At 67.4% G+C, this 19,030-nt stretch carries 17 protein-coding genes; all 17 read left to right on the top strand.

Translation table 11 applies throughout. From position 1 onward, the window contains the following. Nucleotides 1-184 precede the first annotated feature (184 nt). Genes AC1DEK_RS06185 through AC1DEK_RS06105 form a run of 17 tightly spaced genes read left to right on the top strand, consistent with a single transcriptional unit; the run spans nt 185 to nt 19,026 of the window. The gene (locus AC1DEK_RS06185) at nt 185-424 is read left to right on the top strand and encodes a hypothetical protein (protein ID WP_478124334.1); all 240 of its coding nucleotides are present in this window, start codon (nt 185-187) and stop codon (nt 422-424) included. Next, on the top strand, nt 421-2,583 hold the full coding sequence (locus AC1DEK_RS06180) for an ATP-binding protein (protein WP_478124333.1): 2,163 nt from the start codon (nt 421-423) through the stop codon (nt 2,581-2,583). The genes AC1DEK_RS06185 and AC1DEK_RS06180 overlap by 4 nt, the downstream gene beginning before the upstream one ends. Further along, nucleotides 2,573-3,403 carry a Pvc16 family protein gene (locus AC1DEK_RS06175; protein WP_478124332.1) on the top strand — a complete coding sequence of 277 codons (831 nt, stop codon included), beginning with the start codon at nt 2,573-2,575 and terminating at the stop codon, nt 3,401-3,403. The genes AC1DEK_RS06180 and AC1DEK_RS06175 overlap by 11 nt, the downstream gene beginning before the upstream one ends. A gap of 39 nt (nt 3,404-3,442) precedes the next feature. After that, on the top strand, nt 3,443-4,624 hold the full coding sequence (locus AC1DEK_RS06170; protein ID WP_478124331.1) for a phage tail sheath family protein: 1,182 nt from the start codon (nt 3,443-3,445) through the stop codon (nt 4,622-4,624). 9 nt (nt 4,625-4,633) lie between these two features. Beyond that, complete coding sequence (locus tag AC1DEK_RS06165; RefSeq protein ID WP_431273008.1) at nt 4,634-5,059, top strand: phage tail protein; 426 nt, start codon at nt 4,634-4,636, stop codon at nt 5,057-5,059. Between the two features lie 13 nt (nt 5,060-5,072). Further along, nucleotides 5,073-5,444 carry a phage tail assembly protein gene (locus AC1DEK_RS06160; protein ID WP_478124330.1) on the top strand — a complete coding sequence of 124 codons (372 nt, stop codon included), beginning with the start codon at nt 5,073-5,075 and terminating at the stop codon, nt 5,442-5,444. After that, on the top strand, nt 5,396-5,605 hold the full coding sequence (locus AC1DEK_RS06155; protein WP_478124329.1) for a DUF6760 family protein: 210 nt from the start codon (nt 5,396-5,398) through the stop codon (nt 5,603-5,605). Before AC1DEK_RS06160 ends, AC1DEK_RS06155 begins: the two co-directional genes overlap by 49 nt. Nucleotides 5,606-5,619: 14 nt before the next feature. Further along, nucleotides 5,620-6,360, top strand: a complete 741-nt coding sequence (locus tag AC1DEK_RS06150; RefSeq protein ID WP_478124328.1) for a hypothetical protein — start codon at nt 5,620-5,622, stop codon at nt 6,358-6,360. Between the two features lie 3 nt (nt 6,361-6,363). Next, complete coding sequence (locus AC1DEK_RS06145; RefSeq protein ID WP_478124327.1) at nt 6,364-7,017, top strand: CIS tube protein; 654 nt, start codon at nt 6,364-6,366, stop codon at nt 7,015-7,017. Further along, on the top strand, nt 7,017-8,210 hold the full coding sequence (locus AC1DEK_RS06140; protein WP_478124326.1) for a phage late control D family protein: 1,194 nt from the start codon (nt 7,017-7,019) through the stop codon (nt 8,208-8,210). Before AC1DEK_RS06145 ends, AC1DEK_RS06140 begins: the two co-directional genes overlap by 1 nt. A gap of 15 nt (nt 8,211-8,225) precedes the next feature. Then, nucleotides 8,226-8,891, top strand: a complete 666-nt coding sequence (locus AC1DEK_RS06135; RefSeq protein ID WP_478124325.1) for a phage baseplate assembly protein V — start codon at nt 8,226-8,228, stop codon at nt 8,889-8,891. 13 nt (nt 8,892-8,904) lie between these two features. Beyond that, nucleotides 8,905-9,186, top strand: coding sequence for a PAAR domain-containing protein (locus AC1DEK_RS06130; protein WP_478124324.1), 282 nt, complete (start codon nt 8,905-8,907; stop codon nt 9,184-9,186). Nucleotides 9,187-9,190: 4 nt separating this feature from the next. Continuing rightward, nucleotides 9,191-9,604, top strand: coding sequence for a GPW/gp25 family protein (locus tag AC1DEK_RS06125; RefSeq protein WP_478124323.1), 414 nt, complete (start codon nt 9,191-9,193; stop codon nt 9,602-9,604). Then, nucleotides 9,601-13,065 carry a putative baseplate assembly protein gene (locus AC1DEK_RS06120; protein ID WP_478124322.1) on the top strand — a complete coding sequence of 1,155 codons (3,465 nt, stop codon included), beginning with the start codon at nt 9,601-9,603 and terminating at the stop codon, nt 13,063-13,065. The genes AC1DEK_RS06125 and AC1DEK_RS06120 overlap by 4 nt, the downstream gene beginning before the upstream one ends. A gap of 5 nt (nt 13,066-13,070) precedes the next feature. Further along, nucleotides 13,071-15,206: a putative baseplate assembly protein gene (locus AC1DEK_RS06115; protein WP_478124321.1), complete on the top strand. Its 2,136-nt coding sequence runs from the start codon at nt 13,071-13,073 to the stop codon at nt 15,204-15,206. A 2-nt stretch (nt 15,207-15,208) separates the two neighbouring features. Next, nucleotides 15,209-18,037 (top strand): hypothetical protein, encoded by a 2,829-nt coding sequence (locus tag AC1DEK_RS06110; protein WP_478124320.1) that lies wholly within the window; start codon nt 15,209-15,211, stop codon nt 18,035-18,037. Further along, nucleotides 18,034-19,026, top strand: a complete 993-nt coding sequence (locus AC1DEK_RS06105; RefSeq protein ID WP_478124319.1) for a hypothetical protein — start codon at nt 18,034-18,036, stop codon at nt 19,024-19,026. Before AC1DEK_RS06110 ends, AC1DEK_RS06105 begins: the two co-directional genes overlap by 4 nt. The last annotated feature ends 4 nt before the right edge of the window (nt 19,027-19,030 follow it).

Below are 19,030 nucleotides of genomic sequence, written 5' to 3'. Positions count from 1 at the left end.
GCCGTGTCGGTGGCGACACACCAGCGCAAATCGAGCGTGATCAAGAGGACGCGGCAGTGCGGCTTGCCCGGGGCGCCCGTGTCGGCATCGACTCGGCCCCCGCGAAGCGCTTGCGGACAAGGTCAATGGAATCAACGACTTAGACGCGCCGCCGCGTTGGCACGATTCAAGCGATGAGTGAAGTGTGACAACCGATTCGCTCCTGACCCACGACGTCGCGGAAACGATCCTGCGCTACGTCACTGCGCATCCGGATGCCTGCGATTCCATCGAGGGCATTTGCGACTGGTGGCTCGTGCGCCAGCGACGCGATGACACGCGCAAGGCGGTTGCTGCAGCGCTGCAGGGCCTCGTGGCCGCAGGCCGGATGGAAGCGTCGACCGGTGCCGACGGCCTCACTGTCTATCGATCAGTGCAACGATGATCAACGCCATTGCTTCGCAGTCCCAGGCTCCCGCCTTCCAGATGGAGGGTTTGTGGAACGCCCTTGGCCGCCTTGATCGGATGCTGGAGCGCGCCACGACGGCCGCCGATGCCGCGGCCAGCGGAACCGGCGCGAGCGTTCAGACCGAGCCCTATAGGGGGCTCTATGTGACATCGCAGGACGTGCAGCGGCTCGTGCGGCGCGGCGCGGGCGAGCCCTTCCTCGCAGGCGTGGATGCCGCAGGCGGCACGCAGATGCCTGACGGATCGCGCTTTCCATGGCTCCAGCAGGCTTTCGGCCTTGACACGATCGATCTCGACATCGTGCTGATCGCGCTGGCGCCCGAGGTCGACCTGCGCTACGAGAGGCTCTTTGCCTATCTGCAGGACGACGTGACGCGCCGGCGGCCCACGGTGGATCTGGTGCTCAACCTGCTGTGCGCGTCGCGTGACGCGAAGATCGCTGCGCGAGCCCGTTTCGCGCCCGATGCGCCTCTGTTGCGGCATCGCCTGCTGCACCTTGCGGCGGACAACGTCGGACTTCCCCCGCCGCTGCTGGCGCAAACGCTCCAGCTGGAGGAGCCGGTCGTGCGCTTCCTGCTCGGACAGACGTCGCTCGATGCTCGCCTGCTTGCAGCCGCCCGATTCGACATGCAACCCGAGGCAGGCGTGGGTACGCGCGCCGAGGCGCTGGGCAAGACCATCGCCAAGGCGTTGGCCGCCGGCGAAGGATCGCACGTGTATCTGCAAGGCGCGGACGGTGGCGAGAAAGAAGCCGCCGTGGCAAGCCTGGCTGCGAAGCTGCGTCAACCCCTCATCACCGCGGATCTCGGAAAGGCGGCCGAGCCTGTCGGCGATTTCGGGGATACCGTCGCCCTGTTGTTGCGCGAGGCCCAGTTGCTGTCCGCAGTTCTGCACCTGAAGGGCTTCGATGCGCTGTCGCCGCAGGACCGCGCAGCGCTCGCGGATGCGCTGCAGCCGCGTCAATCGACGCAAGCCTTCGGCAATGTCGTGGTGCTCTCCGGAACGCGGCCTTGCGGCCCCGCCCTTTGCGGCATGGCGACGCTCGAGGTCGCGCCGCCAAGCTTTGTCGAACGCCGCGCGCTCTGGGCATCCGAGCTCCGCGATCGCCGGCTCGACATCGACGCACGCAGCATCGACGAACTCGCGGCGCGCTATCGGCTCAATGACACCCAGATCGCCGGCGCGGTCGTGCATGCCGAGCGGCAGGCCGCGCTCGAGCAGGGCAAGCCCGACGGTGCCGAATTGGCCAGCGCCGCTCGCCTGCAAGTCGCGCGCGATCCTGGCGCGCTTGCGCGCAAGCTCTCGCCCTTGTACGTGTGGAGCGATCTCGTGCTGCCGGCGGACTCGATTTCTCAACTGAAGGAAATCTGCCGTCAGGCCCGCCATCAGCATGTGGTCTACGACGACTGGGGCTTCGGCCGGAAGCTCTCGCTCGGCAAGGGACTGAGCGCACTCTTCAGCGGACCGCCCGGCACCGGCAAGACGATGGCGGTCGAAGTCATCGCCAACGATCTCGGGCTGGAGCTCTACAAGATCGACCTCTCGCAAGTGGTCAGCAAGTACATCGGCGAAACCGAGAAGAGCATCGATCGCCTGTTCGCGGAAGCCCGCGCCGGCAACGCGATCCTGTTCTTCGACGAATGCGATGCGCTCTTCGGCAAGCGGACCACCGTGCAGGACGCGCACGACCGCTACGCCAACATCGAAGTGGCCTACCTGCTGCAAAAGCTCGACGAGCACGACGGCGTGTGCATCCTCGCGACCAATCTGCGACAGAACCTCGATGTGGCCTTCACGCGCCGCCTGGGATTCATCGTGGACTTCCCCTTTCCCGACGAAGAGAGCCGGCGGCGGCTGTGGCAGTCGATCTGGCCGGCGAAGCTGCCGCGCAGCAAGGACCTGGATCTCGAATTCATGGCGACGCAATTCAAGCTGCCCGGCGGCGCGGTCAAGAACATCGCCGTCGCCGCGGCCTTCCTCGCGGCCGAGCAAGGCGGCGACGTTAAGACAGAGCACTTGCTGTGGGCGGCGCGGCGTGAGATCGAGAAATCCGGGCGTCGTGTCGCAGGCTCGGAATTCGGCGCCTACGCGCCGCGCGTCGAGGCCATGGGCAACGGAGGCCTTCATGCTCAATGAAGTGACCGAAAGCCTGGAGGCCTTCTTCAAGCAGCCCGGTCTCGCGCCGCCGCTGCGCGATGCGGCGATCCGGTTCGATCGGCCGACCGACCCCTACGCGCTCGACCAGACCACGGTCAACCTGTTCCTCTTCGAGGTGCACGAGAACCTGGAGCTACGAAACAACGAGAGCGTCACTCGTCGCGTGGGTGGCCAGTCGCTCGTCGAGCCGCCTGCCTTTCGCGCGACCTGCCTGTACCTCGTCACCGCGTGGCCCGTGGGCGGCACCGACCTGCCCAAGCAGGAGCATCAGTTGCTGGGCCAGGTGCTCCAGTTGATCGCCGGATCGCCGCTGCTGCCGCACGCCTTCCTGACGCCGAACCTGCAATTGCAGGAACCGCCGCTGCCAATGTTGATGCTGCAGCCGGACGGCGTGCGCAACCCGGCGGAGTTCTGGGCGGCGATCGGCAATCGCATCAAGGCCTCGGTGCTGCTGTCGGTGACTGTGTCGCTGAAGGCCTTTGATACCGCGACCTATCCGACCGTGATCACCAGCGAAATCCGCCTGAAGACACAGCCCGGTGGCGCGGCGCTGGATGCGCCGTTCTTCCAGATCGGTGGGGTCGTGGTGGACGCGGCCTCCGCGCCGGTCGCGAATGCGGGCGTGCGCATCGTCGAGCGCGGGCGCAGCACGCTCACCGATGCCGAAGGAAAGTTTTCGCTGTCGGCCATTCCGGCCGGCAATTTCACCTTGCGCGTGACGGCGGGCGCCGTGACGCAAGACCGGGCCGTCGTCGTCCCGGCACCTGCGCTCGCGGGCTACGACGTGCAGTTGACCTGAACGGTTTCATCCCTACACCGCAAGAAGGAGAGGGCAAGGATGGCAAACTATTTCGCACCCGGCGTCTACGTCGAAGAGATTCCTCCGCTCGCCAGGCCGATCGCGGGCGTGGGCACCAGCACCGCCGCCTTCATCGGTGAGGCCGACCGGCTCGCCGGCGCGGATGTCGGAAAGCCGAAGAAGTTCACCAACTGGAGCGAATTCTCGGCCTTCATCAAGGGCGCGGGCGCGACGCCGGACACGCCGATCTACACCACGGTCAATCGCACACTGGCGCTGGCAGTGTTCGGCTTCTTCGCCAACGGCGGGACCACTTGCTACGTCGTACCCATCGCGGCGGGCGGCATGGGCAACCTGCAGGCACCGCTGGACACGCTCAAGCCCATCGACGAGATCGCCATCGTCGCTGCACCGGGCGCACAGGGCACCGCGCCGAAGGTGCAGATCATGGATCACTGCTTCGAGATGCAGGACCGCGTCGCGGTGCTCGACGGCGAGAAGGCGCCTGCGTCGGACAGTACGCCCGACGACATCTACGGCGGACCGATGCCCGGCGGCGGGCCCACCACGCCGGACAAGTTCAGCTACGGGGCCATCTACTTCCCGTGGCTCAAGGTCTTCAATCCGCTGTTCACCGATGGCGGCGCGGAACCCGAATTGCTCGATGTGCCGCCGAGCGGCCATGTCGCCGGCATCTGGGCCCGGGTGGATGCGACGCGCGGCGTGTTCAAGGCGCCTGCCAACGAAGGCGTGGTGGGCATCGTCGACCTTGAGAGGCCGATGGACAAGAACAAACAGATCAGCCTCAACCCGCCGGGCATCAACGTGATCCGGCCCTTCGGCGGCTCGCCGATGGTCTACGGCGCACGCACGCTGGGCGGGGACCGCAACGGCGAATACCGCTACCTCAACGTGCGCCGCTTCATGAACTTCCTGAAGGAGTCGATCGACCAGGGCACGCAGTTCGTCGTGTTCGAACCGAACACGCCCGCCTTGTGGCAACGGATCATCCGTTCGGTCAGCGACTTTCTCTACAACCAGTGGCGCGACGGCGCGCTCTTCGGTGCGACGCCCAAGGACGCGTTCTTCGTCAAGTGCGACGCGGAGACCAACCCGGCGAGCACGCGCGAGGCGGGGCAGGTGATCACCGAGATCGGCGTGGCCGTTACCAAGCCGGCCGAGTTCGTCATCTTCCGTATTCAGCAAAACACCGGCGCTTGAGGAGCAGTCATGGCAAGAAAAGACCCCTACAGGAATTTCCGCTTTCTGGTCGAGATCGACGGCATCGTGCAGGCCGGCTTCTCGGAGTGCAGCGGCTTCGGCTCCAACATCGAGGTGGTGGAGTACCGCGAAGGCGGTGAAGCCGCGACAGTGCGCAAGCTGCCCGGAAAGATCTCCTACCCCGACATCACGCTCAAGTGGGGCGTCACCGATTCGCGCGAGCTCTACGACTGGCATCTCGCAGCGGTCAACGGCACCATCGACCGGCGCAATGGCTCGATCATTCTTCAGGACGATTCGGGCCAGGAGAAGGTGCGATGGAATTTCTTCAGCGCGTGGCCCAGCAAATATGACGGGCCGGACTTCAACGCCAAGGGCAACGACGTCTCGCTCGACAGCATGACGGTGAGCTGCGAGCGCGTCGAGCGTGCGTGAGACGGAGCCTCTCATGACGTCGTTCCAGACCGAATACGAGTTCACGTTGCCGCTGGGCTTCGTCGACGCCGAAGGCGACCTGCACCGCGAAGGCGTGATGCGGCTCGCCACCGCGGCCGACGAGATCCTGCCGCTGAAGGACCCGCGTGTGCAGAGCAACGAGGCCTACCTCACCGTGATCCTGCTGTCGCGCGTGATCGTGCGCCTGGGCTCGGTGGCGCAGGTCACGCCCAAGGTGGTCGAGGGCGTCTACGCCGCCGACCTGGCCTATCTGCAGGAGTTCTACAACCGCATCAACCGCAGCGGCAAGGCCGTGATCGAGGCGGCCTGCCCGAAGTGCGCGCACGAGTTCGCGCTGGAGATGAACAGCCCGGGGGGATCGTAGGCTACCCCCTGCCCGCGCTGTACAGGGAAGTAGCCTTCATCGCCTATCACTTTCACTGGTCGCAGGAAGTCGTGATGTCGCTCGAACACAAGGAGCGGCAGCGTTGGATGGAAGAGATCTCCGCGATCAACGAAAGAGCCAACAGCGAAGCCCTTCAGTAAGAGGAGTGGACGACGTGAACAGATGGCAAGCATGGGCTCAGCGCCTGCGCGCGCGGCACGGCCGCATCGAAGCGTGGCGCGCGCCGGGCGCGATGGTGCTGCAGCAGCGAGGGCTCGGCGCCGCCGCGCAGACTCGGCACGTTCACCTGCGGCCGAGCCTCCATCTCCACACGCACTTCGCTGTCTCGCCATTGGTCACCGTGAGCATGCGGCCGGCGATGGCGCGGCCCTTGATCCTGCGCAGTGCGCTACCCACAGGCAGCGCTTGGCGCGAGCCGGGGATGTTCGTCGCGCACGCGCCACGGCATGTCGCGCAATCGGATGAGCACCGTGAGCCTGTCGCGCACGTGGCGTCGCCGGCCTTTGTTCCCGCGTTCCGAAAGGTCAGACCCGCACACGCGGCGCCGGCTGGGCACCAACCCATTCGCCTGTCGATGCGGCGCGGCGAAGAAGTCTCGACCATCGCGACGCATGCCGGCGACATGGCAGTGCGCCTCCGGCTCAACGCCCATCGCGACGAGGTCAGGCCCGCAATGCAGCCCGCAGTGCTGGCTGTGCCGCGACGCGCAGCAGCGCAGCCGGCCGGAAGCGCGGTCGACGGCATCGAAGGGTCTGCGCTGTCGCGCACGCGGTTGGAAGAGGCGAGGGCGCCGCACGCCGCGCCAGCCTTCAACGTCGAGGCGCTCACCGGCCTGGTGATCCAGCAGATCGATCGCCGCCTCCTGGCCTACCGCGAACGCATGGGGAGGGCCTGAACCATGGCACTCGCCAAGGCAAGCATCACGGTCGAACACACGGGCGCGCGTTTCGACGTGATGTTCAACCCCGAGGAGTACGGCCTCAACAAGGACAACAACTACGCGTCGCAGGCCATACCGGGCCTGGGCTCGCCGATCCTGCAGTTCGTGCATGGCAACCTGCGCACGTTGGAGATGGAGCTTTTCTTCGACACCACCGACACCCGCACGGATGTGCGTGCCGAGACGCAGAAGGTGGTGGACCTGCTCAAGATCGATTCCGAACTGCATGCGCCGCCGGTGCTGCGCGTGGCCTGGGGGTCGCTGCAACTGCGCTGCGTGCTCGCGCGTGCCAACCAGAAGTTCATCAAGTTCCTCGAAGACGGGCGGCCCACGCGGGCGCGCGTCACGGTGAGCTTCAGCGAGTTCATCGACCCGGAGCGCGAGGCCAAGGAGGTCAATCGACAGACCGCGGACTTCAGCAAGGGCTACACAGTGCAGCGCGGCGACACGCTCTCGGCCATTGCCTTCCGCTTCTACGAAGACCCGGCGCTGTGGCGGCCCATCGCCGCGGCCAACGACATCGATGATCCGCGTGCCATCGAACCGGGACAGGCGCTCAAGGTGCCGGCCCTGCCCTTTACCGATCCGGCCACCGGGGAGGTGACATCCTGATGCGCCTCGCTCCTGAATTCGCGATCAGCATCGACGGCAACGCCATTCCGGCGGCCTTGCGCGCGTCGATCGTCTCGGTCACCCACACCGACGGCATGGAGGGTGCGGACCGTGTCGAAGTGAGCGTCGCCAACACATCGCTGCAATGGCTCGACCATCCGCTACTGCAGGTCAACAACGAGTTCCGCCTTTCGATGGGCTATGCGCCCGGCCCGCTCGAAGAAGTGTTCGTGGGCGAGATCACCGGCATCGAGCCCTCTTTCCCGTCGAGCGGCATTCCGATGATCCGGCTCACCGCGCAGGACTACCTGCAGCGCCTGCAGATCGGCACCAAGGACCGCGCCTTCCGCATCAAGATTCCATCGGTCGGCAATTTCCCGCTGCCGGATTCCGCGGTGGCCGCGCTCGTGGCCGGCACCAATGCCCTGATCCCTGAACTCGACCCGGTCGGCGGCACGCTGTCGACGCTGATCGGACTGGCCACCTTCCTGGCCTTTCCGCAGTTTGCGCAAATGGCAGTGCGCAAACAGAGCGGCGTGGACGACTTCCAGTTCCTCACCGAAGTCGCCAAGGACAACGGCTGGCAGATGTACATCGACCACACGGCCGAGCCGCACGGGCGGGTGCTCAAGTTCCAATTCCTGATCCAGGACTACGCGCCGAGCCTCACGCTGAAATGGGGTGCCTCGCTGATGGAGTTCACGCCGCGCCTCACGACAGTGGGCGACATCGAAGGCGTGGCCGCGCGCGTGTGGGTCGACAGCATCAAGATGGATTTCGTCATCGCCCTGAACTGGGACTACGACCGCGCGATGTTCAAGCTCTCGATCACGCCCGGTGGCGAGATCGGCGAGCTGCTCGCGCCGGGCAAGGTCACGACGCTGAAGCCGACCAGCTATGCGACCGCGCCGCGCAAGATCCTCACCGAGCTGCTGCCCAAGCTCAACAACCGGCTGACGGGTTCCGGCAGCACGGTCGGCGATCCGCGCATCAAGGCCAGCCGCGTGGTCAATCTGGAAGGGCTTGGGGACCAGTTCGGGGGGCTCTACCGCATCACCTCGGCCACGCACACCATCGACGGCGGCGGCTACCGCACGAGCTTTCAGGCGCGCAAGGAAGTCTGGTTCGGGTCCATTCCCTTGCCCAAGGGCCGCGGCGGGCTGGTGCGGCTGCAGGGCCAGTTCACCGTATGAGCAAAGGCGGCCACCATGGATGACCAACTCTTCGAACGGCTCGACCAGCTCGGCGTCGAATCGCAGCCCGACGGCTTCGCGATTGCACCTGGCGTGGTGACCAACAACCTTGACGCGGTCGCCGAGGGACGGGTGCAGGTGCGAATTCCGTCGATTCCGGCGATAGAGCCGTGGTGCCGCCTGCCGTCCGTTGGTGGCGGCTCGGGTCGCGGCTTCGTGTGGGTGCCGCAGATCGACGACGAGGTGCTGGTCGCCTTCGCGCAGAACGACGCGAGTGCGGCCTATGTGCTGGGCGGCCTGTGGAGCACGGCCGACCGGCCGCCGCTCACCTTGCCCACCGACTTCCTCACCAAGCGCGTCATCAAGACCGGCATGGCCGGCGGTCTCGGCCACGAGATCGAGTTCGACGATCTGGAGCAGTCGATCACCATCACGACCAGCACGATGCAGAAGGTGACCATCGACCCCTTGCAGATCAAGCTGGAGAACACCGCCGGCACGCTTTCGATCACGCTCGACAACACGACGCAGACCGTCACGGTGCAGGCGGCCGTGAAGATCGAACTCAAGGCCCTGCAGATCTCGCTCGAAGGCACGCAGGTAGACATCAAGGGCGCGATGGTGAACATCCAGTCCTCCGGCCCCTGCACCGTTCAGGGCCTGCCGATCAAGCTCAACTGAGGAAGGAAACGCCATGCCTTTCGCAGCCCGCGTCGGCGACCCCACCGCTCATCCCGGCGTCATCACCGGCCCGGGCGTACCGATGGTGCTCATCGGCGGCATGCCGGCCGCCGTGATGGGCGACATGCATGCGTGTTCCATGCCGCCGCTCGCCGGCCCGCATCCGCCGACGCCCATCGTGAAGGGCAGCCTGACGGTGCTGATCGGCGGCCGGCCGGCCGCACGCATGGGCGACATGAGCGGCTGTGGCGCGCCGATCGTCATGGGCTGCCCGCTCGTGGAAATCGGAGGCTGACGCGATGGCCCGGATCGATCTCACGTCGTCGTTCCTTGGCAAGGGCTGGAGCTTTCCGGTGTGCGTCGATGCCGGCCAGACGGCCACGGCCGCCTATGACGAAGACGTGCGCCAGGCCATTCTCATCATCCTCGGCACCGACCCCGGCGAGCGCGTGATGCGGCCGGACTTCGGCGCGGGGCTGCGCGCGTTCGTCTTCGAGCCGCTCAATCCTTCCACGCTGGAGGCGCTGCGCCAGCGTGTGATGGAAGCGCTCATCGACTGGGAGCCGCGCATCGATGTCGACAGCGTCGTTGCCACGGCCGATGTCGCGAGCGTGGGCAAGGTGCTGATCGAAATGAGCTACCGGGTTCGTGCGACCAACTCGCATGCCAACCTGGTCTATCCCTTCTACCTCGAGGAAGGGTCCGCGCAGTGAACACGAAGCCTTCCGTCGACCTGGACCGCCGCGACGCGCAGGCGCTGCTCGCGGCCCTCCTCGCCCGCCGCGTCGGCTATACGCCCGAGTGGCTCGCGGCCGACAAGAGCGCCGGTGTCGGCCTGGCCGCCATCGTTGCGCGCTACCTCGAAGCGGTGGCCCAGCGGCTCGAACAGGTGCCGCCCAAGCTCAAGCTCGGCTTCCTCGACATCGCCGGCCTGAGCCTGGTGCCTGCGCAGGCGGCGCGCGCGCCCGTCGTGTTCAAGCTGAACGACCAGGCGACCGGCGGCTCGGCCCCGGCCCGAACACCCGTCGGTGCCGCACCTCCGCCCGGCAGCAGCGAGCAGATCCTCTACGAGACCGAACGCGCGGTCGGCGTCACAGCCGGAAAGATCGTGCAGATCGTGAGCCTCTGGCCGGGCCGCGACGAATACATCGACCACACCGCGGCCTTCCTGCGCGGCGATCCGGTCGAGCCTTTCGCTGCGCGCCTGCGCGGGCCGACGCCGCATCAGCTGTATCTGTCGCATCCGGTGTTGCTTGCGCTGTCGGGCAAGGTACGGCTTTCAGTCGAATTCGAACTGCAGCACGGTGCCACTTCGGGGCTCGACATCGTCTGGGAGTACTGGGACGGCGCCACTTGGCGCGGCTTCATTGCGACCAGCACCGAGTGCGGTGGGGCGGCCGCCGCGGATTTCGACAGCACGGACGGACTCACGCAAAGCGGCAGCTTCGTTCTCGAGACCGATTGCGCATCGGCCGCAAAGACGAAGGTGAACGGCAGCGACGGCTATTGGCTGCGCGCGCGGCTGACTGAACCGCTGCCGCCCGACCCGGGGCAGTCGCTGCCCGAGGTCGACACCATCCGCCTGTCGAGCACGGTCAACGGCGCGCTGCGCGGACGCATCGCCGTGGGCAAGGCGGTCGCTGCGCCCGCCGTGGCAAGTGAGGCGTCGCTCCTGCTCGCCTACAGCAAGGCAGCGCCGACGCCGAACCCACCGAGCAGCCTTGGCGGAGTGGTGAGCAACGCAGCGGGTCGGCCCGTCGAGGGCGCCATCGTGCGACTGACCGACCCCGCCGACCCGACGCGCGCGGCGTACACCTCCTCACCGACCGGGGCGGACGGCATCTATCAGATCCCCAATGTCAATTTCAGCCGCACGTATCTGTTCGATGCGACCTTCGCCGGCATCACCTTCTCGGCGCCCGACGAGCTTCGGAGTCCCGCGCAGGCCGCATCGACGGTGCGGCCCAAGGTCGACCTGACGCTTTCCGTCGAAGGGCTCGCGGCGGACAAGGCCTTCGCCGATGCGACGGCGCTCGACCTCAGCAAGCCTTTCTATCCGCTCGGCCAACAACCGCAACCTGGCTCCGCCTTCTATTTCGCCAACGAGGAAGCCTTCGGCAAGCCGCTGGCCAAGGTTCGCATCTACATCGCGCGCACGCTGTCGCCCCAGGACGAAGGGGCAGTGTCGGGCTCGACCGCGCTCGCGCACCAAGTGGATTGGGAATACTGGAACAGCCGCATGTGGGCGCCACTCGCGGTGACGTCGAACTTCGCGGACTCGAAGCTCGACCTCGATCGCACCGAGGTGATCGACTTCACCGTGCCGATCGACATGACGCCGGTCAAGGTCAACGAACAGGAGGCGCGCTGGGTGCGTGTGCGCCTGCAGAGCGGCTCCTATGGCTTCAAGCAGACCATCAGCTTCAAGACCGACGCGGCGGGTGTCGGTACCAGCAACACCTTCACCTACGTCGCTGCGCAGCCGCCGGTGCTCGCGTCCTTCGCCATCGGCTACACGTGGCAGTACGGGCCTTTCCATGCCGAGGGCGTGCTGGCGTACAACGACTTTGCCTACGTCGAGCGCACCGCCGAGGCGATGTGGCCGGGGAGCACCTTCGCGCCCTTCGAACGCGTGCGCGATCTCACGCCGGCGCTCTATCTTGGGTTCGACAAGCAGCCGCCCGTCGACCAGCTCGGTCTCTTCTTCGACGTGGTGGAAGCGCCAGATGCACCGCTGGGTCCTGCGCTGGTGTGGGAATACTGGGACGGACTGGAATGGACGCGCACGCCAGCCGACGACGAGACCGGCTACCTGCGTCGCCCCGGCATCGTGAACGTGCTCGCGCAATCGGACGACAGCGAACTTGCACGCTTCGACGCGCCCCACCATTGGCTGCGTGCGCGGCTGAAGGAAGACGGGCCGCCCGGCGAGCCGGCGTTCACCTCGCTCTTTCCGAACGCGGTGTGGGCTTCGGAGCGGCACACATTGCACGACCTGCCGCTCGGCACCAGCAACGGCACGCCCAACCAGCGCTTTGCGCTCACCCAGACGCCGGTACTCGACGGCGAGCGCATCGAGGTGCGCGAGCTCGGCGGGCCCCGCGCGAATGTCGAATGGCGCATCCTCGCCATGGAGCTGTGGAACGGCGACGGCAGCGTGCTGGCGCAGTTCGAGCAGTTGCTGGCGCGCGAGTCCACCGACACGCAGGTTGCGATCGGGCCGCTGCGGCTCGTGCGAAACCGGCAGAAGCAAGTGACCGAAGCCTGGGTCCAGTGGGTTCGGCGCGAACAGCTCTTCTTTTCCGCGCCGACCGACCGGCACTACGCGCTGGATGCGAGCAGCGGGCGTGTGGATTTCGGCGACGGCGAGAACGGCCGCGTGCCGCCGGCGAGCGCGGCCATCCTCGTGCGCGAGGTGAGCGTGGGCGGCGGCTCCAAGGGCAACGTGGCGGCCGGCGCGATCAAGCAGTTGCTGGGCGTGGTGCCCGGCATCCAGGATGTCTTCAATCCGCGCGCAGCCGAAGGTGGCGCCGATGGCGAGCCCGCGTCGGCGGTGCTCGATCGCGGTCCGCGCACGGTGCGGCATCGCGGCCGCGCGGTGGCGCCGGCCGACTACGAGACGCTCGCCGTGCAGGCTTCGCCGGCGGTGAAGATGGTGCACGCCATCCCCGGCCGAAGCCCCTCCGGGCAGACGCTCGCGGGATGGGTCACCGTGCTCATCGTGCCCGGCAGTCTCGATGCGCAGCCCTATCCCTCTTTCGGTCTGCGCGAGCAGGTGCGCAAGTACATCGAGGCGCGCGCGCCGGCCGATCTGGCGGCGCTGCGTCGCATTCACGTCACCGGCCCGACCTACCTGCCGGTGGGCGTCACGGCGAGCATCACGCCGGTCGACCCGAGCCAGGCCGGCGCGGTGGAGCAGAGCGTGCGCAATGCGCTCGGACGCTTCCTGCATCCGGTCTTCGGCGGCCCGAGCGGAACGGGGTGGGACCTGGGGCGCGATGTCTACATGTCCGATGTCGCAGCCGAACTCGAACGCGTGCCGGGCGTCGACTACATCGAATCGCTCGACCTCGTGATCGGCGGCGTGCCGCAGGGCGAGTCGGTGCGGGTGGCGGACGACGAAGTGGTCGCGGCCGGGCCCATCGTGCTGCGCATCGACGAATCGGGAGCCTGAGCATCATGTCGATCGCATTGCCCAACCTCGACGATCGCCGCTGGTCCGACCTCGTGGAGCAGGGCCGCGCGCTCGTGCCGCTCTATGCGCCGGAATGGACGGACCACAACGCATCCGACCCTGGCATCACGTTGATGGAACTCTTCGCCTGGGTGGCGGAGATGGACATCTACCGGCTGAACCGCTTGACCGACGCCCAGAAGCTGCGGCTGCTCGCGCTGATGGGTGTGCGCCCTGAACCACCGCGTCCTGCCACCGTGGCGAGTGCGCTGCGCATCACCGCGGGCGCGAGTCCGGTGTCGCTGCCTGCAGGGAGTGAATTCGCGGGCACGCGGCTTGACGGAACGCCCGTGCTGCTGCGCTCGAAAGCCGCGATCGACGTGGTCGCCGCCGGCCTGCGCGCCGTTCAACGCAAGGACGCCGGAGGCTTCCAGAATCTCACCGCGGCATGGACGCGCCAGGAGAGCATCGCGCTGTTCGGCGACGACGCGGTGCCTGGCGCCGAGCTCTATCTGGGCTTCGACCAGGCCCTGCCCGTCGGCACCTGGGCGCAGCTTTACTTCTGTATCGATGGTGCGCAAGCGAGCCTCGCCGAGCGGGCGCGCATCGCGGCCGATGAGAACGCCACGGGACCGCTCGTGCATCACGGCGCGCGCGTGGCGTGGGAATACCTTGCGGACGTCGGCGCTTCAGGCACCTGGCTTGCGCTGGAGGCCGTCGACGACACGCGCAGCTTCAGCCTCACCGGTTCGGTGCGACTGCGCCCGACGCAGGGCATGAAATCCGCGGCGCTCGGGCGCATCGCCGAGGCGCTTTGCTGGGTGCGCTGTCGTTTCGATCAAGGCGCATTCGACGACGCGCCGCGCGCCACCCGGCTGATGTCCAACGGCGTGGAACTCGTGCAGTCGGTGCCAGTGACGACTTCGTGGCCCATCGCGATGGGCACCGTGGTCACGGGCAGCCTGACGCCCGGCCAGTCCACCGGCCTGCGACTGACCGTGCAGAAGGGACAGATCGTCGCGCTGTCCGTGGACACTGCGCCCGACGCTCCTGCCTTCGTCCTGCTGGGCTACCAGGCCGCGACCGCGGCGCTGCCGGGCCTGCTCGTCATCGAAGGCTCGCTCGCGGGCACCGGCACCGGCGAGCCCGGCCAGCGCATCACCTTGAGGCAACGACCATTGGTCGAATCGAGTTTGCGTCTTTTCAGTGTCGAGAACGACCAATACCGCGAATGGAATCAGGTGGATGACTTCGCGGCGTCCACCCGCGCCGACGCGCATTTCCATCTCGATCCGACCCGCGGTGAGGTGGTGTCCGGCGATGGCGAGAAGGGCAGGGTGTTTCCGAAAGGCTGCCAGGTGTTCGCTAGCTACGAAGCGACGCAGCCGGCTCCCGCGCTGTCGCAACTCACCGGGCTGGCCGATACGCCGCACAACCGTGCCTTCATCACCGATGCGAGCGCCATGGGGCGCGTCGCCGCCGACGCGCCGATTGCAGTCGAAGCCGCTGCCGATGCCGAGACGCTGACGCATGCCATCGGACGCGCGATCGCATCTCGTGAAGCCCGGCTGCGTGCCGTGACGGTCGAAGACTTCGAGGCCATCGCCACGGAGACCCCCGGCTTGCGCGTGGCGCGTGCCATCGCCCGGCCCAACCTCTACCCGGCGCTGCAATGCGTGAACGCGCCGGGCATGGTCACGGTGATCGTGATGCCGACGCTGCCGCTGTCCCGCCCGGTTCCGGGCATGGGCTTCATCGAGCGCATCGCAGCGCGCATCGAGGCGCGGCGCACCATCGGAACGCGGGTGGTGGTCGCCGGCCCTCGCTATCTGGAAGTGGCGGTGCACGCCACGCTCAAGGCCTTCGAGGGCACCGACTCAAAGCGGCTTGCCGCGCAAGTGGCGCAGGCGCTCGATGCCTTCTTCGACCCCCTGGGCGGCGGACCCGATGGCACCGGCTGGCCGCTGGGCCGAGACGTCTACCGCGCCGAGGTGATGCAGGTCATCGACCAGACGCCCGGTGTCGATCACGTCCTGTCGCTCGAACTCATCGCCGAGGGCTGCGCGCCCACCTGCGGCAACGTCTGCCTGCGCCCGACCTGGCTGGTCGATGCGGGGCCGCACAACATCGAGGTGGCCTGACCATGTCGACTCCCTACCGCCGCGATCTGGAAAGGCTGCGCTATTGGCAGGGCCAGACCTTGCGCAGCGTCGACGCACGCGACCAGGAGCGCTTCGATGCGCTGCGCCGCCAGTTGCACAACCGCGCGCTGCATTCCACCGGCGGGGTGGCCTTCGGTCTCGCCGTCAAGTTCTTCGACAGCGACCGCCAGACGGTCGAGGTCGCTTGCGGCTTGGCCTACGACGCGCGCGGACGCGAGCTGATCCTGCAGCGTGCGCGCCGCATCGCCGTGCCCACGGGGCCGAGTTGGCTGGTACTTCGCATGAAGAACGCCGCCCCGTCGCGCGCGTCCACATGCTGCGTGCCCTTCGACGCTGGATTTCCACCCGCCGACACGCATCTGCTGGAGCAGGATGTCGAACTGGCCTGGGCTCCGCGTTCATCCTTCGCCCCCGCCAACGGTGTGATGCTGGCGATCTTCGGCGACGGCGTGCTCGACGACAAATTCGTGCCGACGCAGGCCAGGCCGATCGCCCGCCCACGACTTGCGCGCGGCGAGACTGTCAAAGGCGACACGCCCTGGGAACCCTGGGTGGTCGAGCGGCCGGACGGCAAGGGCGGCATCCTGAGCCAGGTGGTCGGGGTGCAGACGCACATCGACACCTCGGCGAGCGGCTTCACGCAGACGCCGCGCTACGTTGCCAACCTGCAGGCGCAGGACTGGGATCTGGCCACTGCCGAATTCGCGCCGGCCTTCTTTCCGAGCCTGGCCGATCCGGCGGCGGACGGCTTCACCTTCCGGCTGCTGATGACCGAAATCGCGCGGCGTCGCAACAGCGCATGGTTCGGTACGGGAAGGGTCGCTTCTATCGCCCGCGGCGTCGGAGATCGACTGCTGGTGGAAGTGGACCCGCAGGCCACGTTCAAGGTCGGTGACGTGGTCGCGCAGTTGCGGCCGCGGGCAGGCTCCGTCGTTCGCATCGACACTTTCGCCGGCAACAAGCTCACGCTCGCCGCGACGCTGCCGGTGGAAGCGGGCGTCACGATGCTCGCAGTGGCCAATCTGCCGCGCATGGCCTCCGTGCTCGAAGTGCTGCCCGAGGACCCCGCCGTGCTGGCGGCCTTCACGGCCACGCTGCCGGTGAAGAAGGGCGACGTGCTGCAACGCACCGCCGACAGTGCGCTGGCCGTCGTGGATCGCGTGTCGCAAGGCAAGCTCACCATCGGCAAGCCCTTCGCCGGCTGGAAGGCCACAGACCCACTGATGGTCGCCCGCATGACCGGTGCCGCCGATGTGAAGACCGTCTCGACATCGGCCGACGGCGCCAGTCTCGTGCTGGAGCTCAAGCCCGCGACGCACGGTGTCGAACTCGGCATGTCCCTCGTGCTGCTGGATGGCGACAAGCTCCCGCTTCCGCTCGCGAGCACGCCGAAGGTCACCAGCCATGGCGGGGCCATCATCGAAGTGCAGCCGGTGCCGAGCGCCGCCGAGATCGCGGGCCTCGCGCGCGTCGCGCCGCTGGCCGCCGGCATCACGATCCAGAGTCTGCAGCCCAAGAACCGCAGCACTGTCGGGGTCGACAGCGTCGGACCTTTCGATGTCGGCGATTTCGTGGCCGCGTCGGACGATCCGGCGCACGTCGCGGTCGTGGAGCAGGTGAACAAGGGCAAGAAGCAACTGGAGCTGAGCACGGCGCTCGCGGTCAAGGCGGGCTCCGTGATCGTCGGCGTGAACTGGCAGACAGCAACCACGGTCGATGTCTTCGATTCGAAGATTCCGAACAAGGTGACCGTGGGTCGCGCAAAGGCGGCGCTGCCAGGCGACTTCGTGGCGCTGCGTGCAGCGGACGAGTTCGCAACGGCAGTGCCGGTTGCGAGCGTCGCCGACAAGGTCCTCACGCTGGACGGGTCGCTCGTCGGCGCGGCACGGCTCGACACCCTTGCGGTCGGCCGCTTTCCGCGCATCGCGACCGTCGTTTCGCAGGACACGGACCCGGCCAATGTCGCCATTGCCGAGGCCGGTGCCTTGAACGCCGGCGATTGCGTGATGCGCGTGCCCTCCGGCGATGCGTCGGTCGACGAGGGTGCGGTCGTGCAGGTCGTGAGCATCAGTGGCACGCAGGTCGTGCTGTCCGAATCGCCTGGAGCGCTCGCGCCCGGCGACAGGCTGGCGACGGTGCACTGGCGCGATCTCGCGGGCGTCAAGACCGTGGACCCGGCCGACGCGACGCACGTCGAGGTCGACGGCACCGTGGCCTTCCGGGAAGGCGACGTGGTCGGGGTGTTCACGCACCATGCCGACGCTTCCAACCCGGGCTATGTCGAGAAGATCGAAGGCAACCTGTTGACGTTGCTGCCGGGACTGGAGCACGGCGACGGCATCGTGGACCAGGGCTGGATCGACGGCGGCATCGTCGGCCCCGCCGCGGTGAGCCTGCCCTCGCCCGTGCAGTTGTCTTTCCCGTCACTCTGGCAGCCGCTGGTGCGCATGGAGACGCTCGAGGGGCTCGATGGTCGCTCGCCCGCGACCGCCTATGGCCTCGACCTGCTCACCGGCCAGTTCCAGTCGCGCAGCGTGTTGCCGCTCATCCTGGACCCTGCGGGCGCCCACTTGATCTTCTTCATCCAGGGCACGGAACCCTACCGCTTCCGTCCCGAGACGCTCTCCCTGATCACACGCTTCAACACCGACTTTCCGCGCGCGTTTGCCACCTTCGCGCAGAAGCAGCAACTCGTGGTGCGCTGGATCGGCTGCCAGGAGGAGTTTTCCCCCGCTCGCGGCTGTCCGGCGCAGGCGCCCTACGACGTTTGCGCGTCCGCTGCGCCGGCGACTTCCCCGGAGGACTCATGACCCTATCCATCATCGGTGACACCCGCTTCGTCGAGCGCAGCACCTTCTTCAACGGCCAGCGCCTGTTCGCCTCGGATCTGCAGGGCGTGGAGGAATTCAATCGCCAGATGCGCTGGCTGCACAACCAGAGCCTGCACCAGCCGGGCATCGGCGCCGGCTACGCGGTCAGCGGCGCCAAGGGGGATCGAGAGGTGTCGATCCAACCCGGCTATGCGATCGATTCGGCCGGGCGGGAGATCGTGCTGACCGATGCCATCGAGCTGGCCGTGCCGCCGGTTGCGGGCGACGAATTCGGCGCGCCGGTGTTCTTCGACCTGACCGTGTCGTACCCGGACGAACGCGCGCTCAACGTGGCGGAGACGCGCGAAGGCGTCTGCGGCGCGCCGACCGGGGCGATTCGCCTGCGCGAGACACCGGTGTTCTGCTGGGTTCGCCTGGGGCCGGCGCCGGATCGATTGCCCAAGGACCCGATACTGCGCGACGCGGTGCAAGACGGCACGCAACTGCGGCTCGCCCGCGCCCAGGTGCTCAACTGCAAGCTGGAGCAGCCGCTTTCGCTGGCCCAGCGCCGCAACGCGCGGCCTGCGGCCCAGCCCTATGTCGCCAGCGGGGCCACCGACAAGCTCGACTGGACGGTGTCGGGCGGCGGCGCCTCGGGCTTCGGGGTGCAGCTCGTCGCTGCCGTCGACACCACGGAGGCCGCCTTCCGCACCGCACCCTGCTATTCGGCGCAAGTGATGGGCAGCCGCGAGTTCACGTTCGATGTGAAGGGCAAGAAGGTGATGCGGCTGGTCGATGGCTTCGTGATGCTGCTGGCTGCGGACAAGTCGGGCTTCCGCTTTTCGCTGCTGGTCCCGGATGCGCTGCTTTCGACCTTGCCGCCATCCGCGGACGACCCGGACCCGACGAATGCCTCCGATTTCGAAGCGCAGTTGGCCAAGCAGGCCAGTGACTTGTGGACCATCGACTGGATCGGCGTCGAGGGATGAATGC

It is taken from the genome of Variovorax sp. 10N420 (assembly GCF_056394705.1).
The sequence above is the reverse complement of the archived record's forward strand: the minus strand, read 5'-3'. Positions and strand labels throughout refer to the sequence as shown.

What these genes read in the sequence shown, in the direction of transcription:
- AC1DEK_RS06125 (WP_478124323.1), top strand. Translation starts at nt 9,191, where the DNA reads ATGGCCCGGATCGATCTCACGTCGTCGTTCCTTGGCAAGGGCTGGAGC.
- AC1DEK_RS06135 (WP_478124325.1), top strand. Translation starts at nt 8,226, where the DNA reads ATGGATGACCAACTCTTCGAACGGCTCGACCAGCTCGGCGTCGAATCG.
- AC1DEK_RS06110 (WP_478124320.1), top strand. Translation starts at nt 15,209, where the DNA reads ATGTCGACTCCCTACCGCCGCGATCTGGAAAGGCTGCGCTATTGGCAG.
- AC1DEK_RS06130 (WP_478124324.1), top strand. Translation starts at nt 8,905, where the DNA reads ATGCCTTTCGCAGCCCGCGTCGGCGACCCCACCGCTCATCCCGGCGTC.
- AC1DEK_RS06180 (WP_478124333.1), top strand. Translation starts at nt 421, where the DNA reads ATGATCAACGCCATTGCTTCGCAGTCCCAGGCTCCCGCCTTCCAGATG.
- AC1DEK_RS06115 (WP_478124321.1), top strand. Translation starts at nt 13,071, where the DNA reads ATGTCGATCGCATTGCCCAACCTCGACGATCGCCGCTGGTCCGACCTC.
- AC1DEK_RS06170 (WP_478124331.1), top strand. Translation starts at nt 3,443, where the DNA reads ATGGCAAACTATTTCGCACCCGGCGTCTACGTCGAAGAGATTCCTCCG.
- AC1DEK_RS06165 (WP_431273008.1), top strand. Translation starts at nt 4,634, where the DNA reads ATGGCAAGAAAAGACCCCTACAGGAATTTCCGCTTTCTGGTCGAGATC.
- AC1DEK_RS06140 (WP_478124326.1), top strand. Translation starts at nt 7,017, where the DNA reads ATGCGCCTCGCTCCTGAATTCGCGATCAGCATCGACGGCAACGCCATT.
- AC1DEK_RS06105 (WP_478124319.1), top strand. Translation starts at nt 18,034, where the DNA reads ATGACCCTATCCATCATCGGTGACACCCGCTTCGTCGAGCGCAGCACC.
- AC1DEK_RS06160 (WP_478124330.1), top strand. Translation starts at nt 5,073, where the DNA reads ATGACGTCGTTCCAGACCGAATACGAGTTCACGTTGCCGCTGGGCTTC.
- AC1DEK_RS06145 (WP_478124327.1), top strand. Translation starts at nt 6,364, where the DNA reads ATGGCACTCGCCAAGGCAAGCATCACGGTCGAACACACGGGCGCGCGT.
- AC1DEK_RS06175 (WP_478124332.1), top strand. Translation starts at nt 2,573, where the DNA reads ATGCTCAATGAAGTGACCGAAAGCCTGGAGGCCTTCTTCAAGCAGCCC.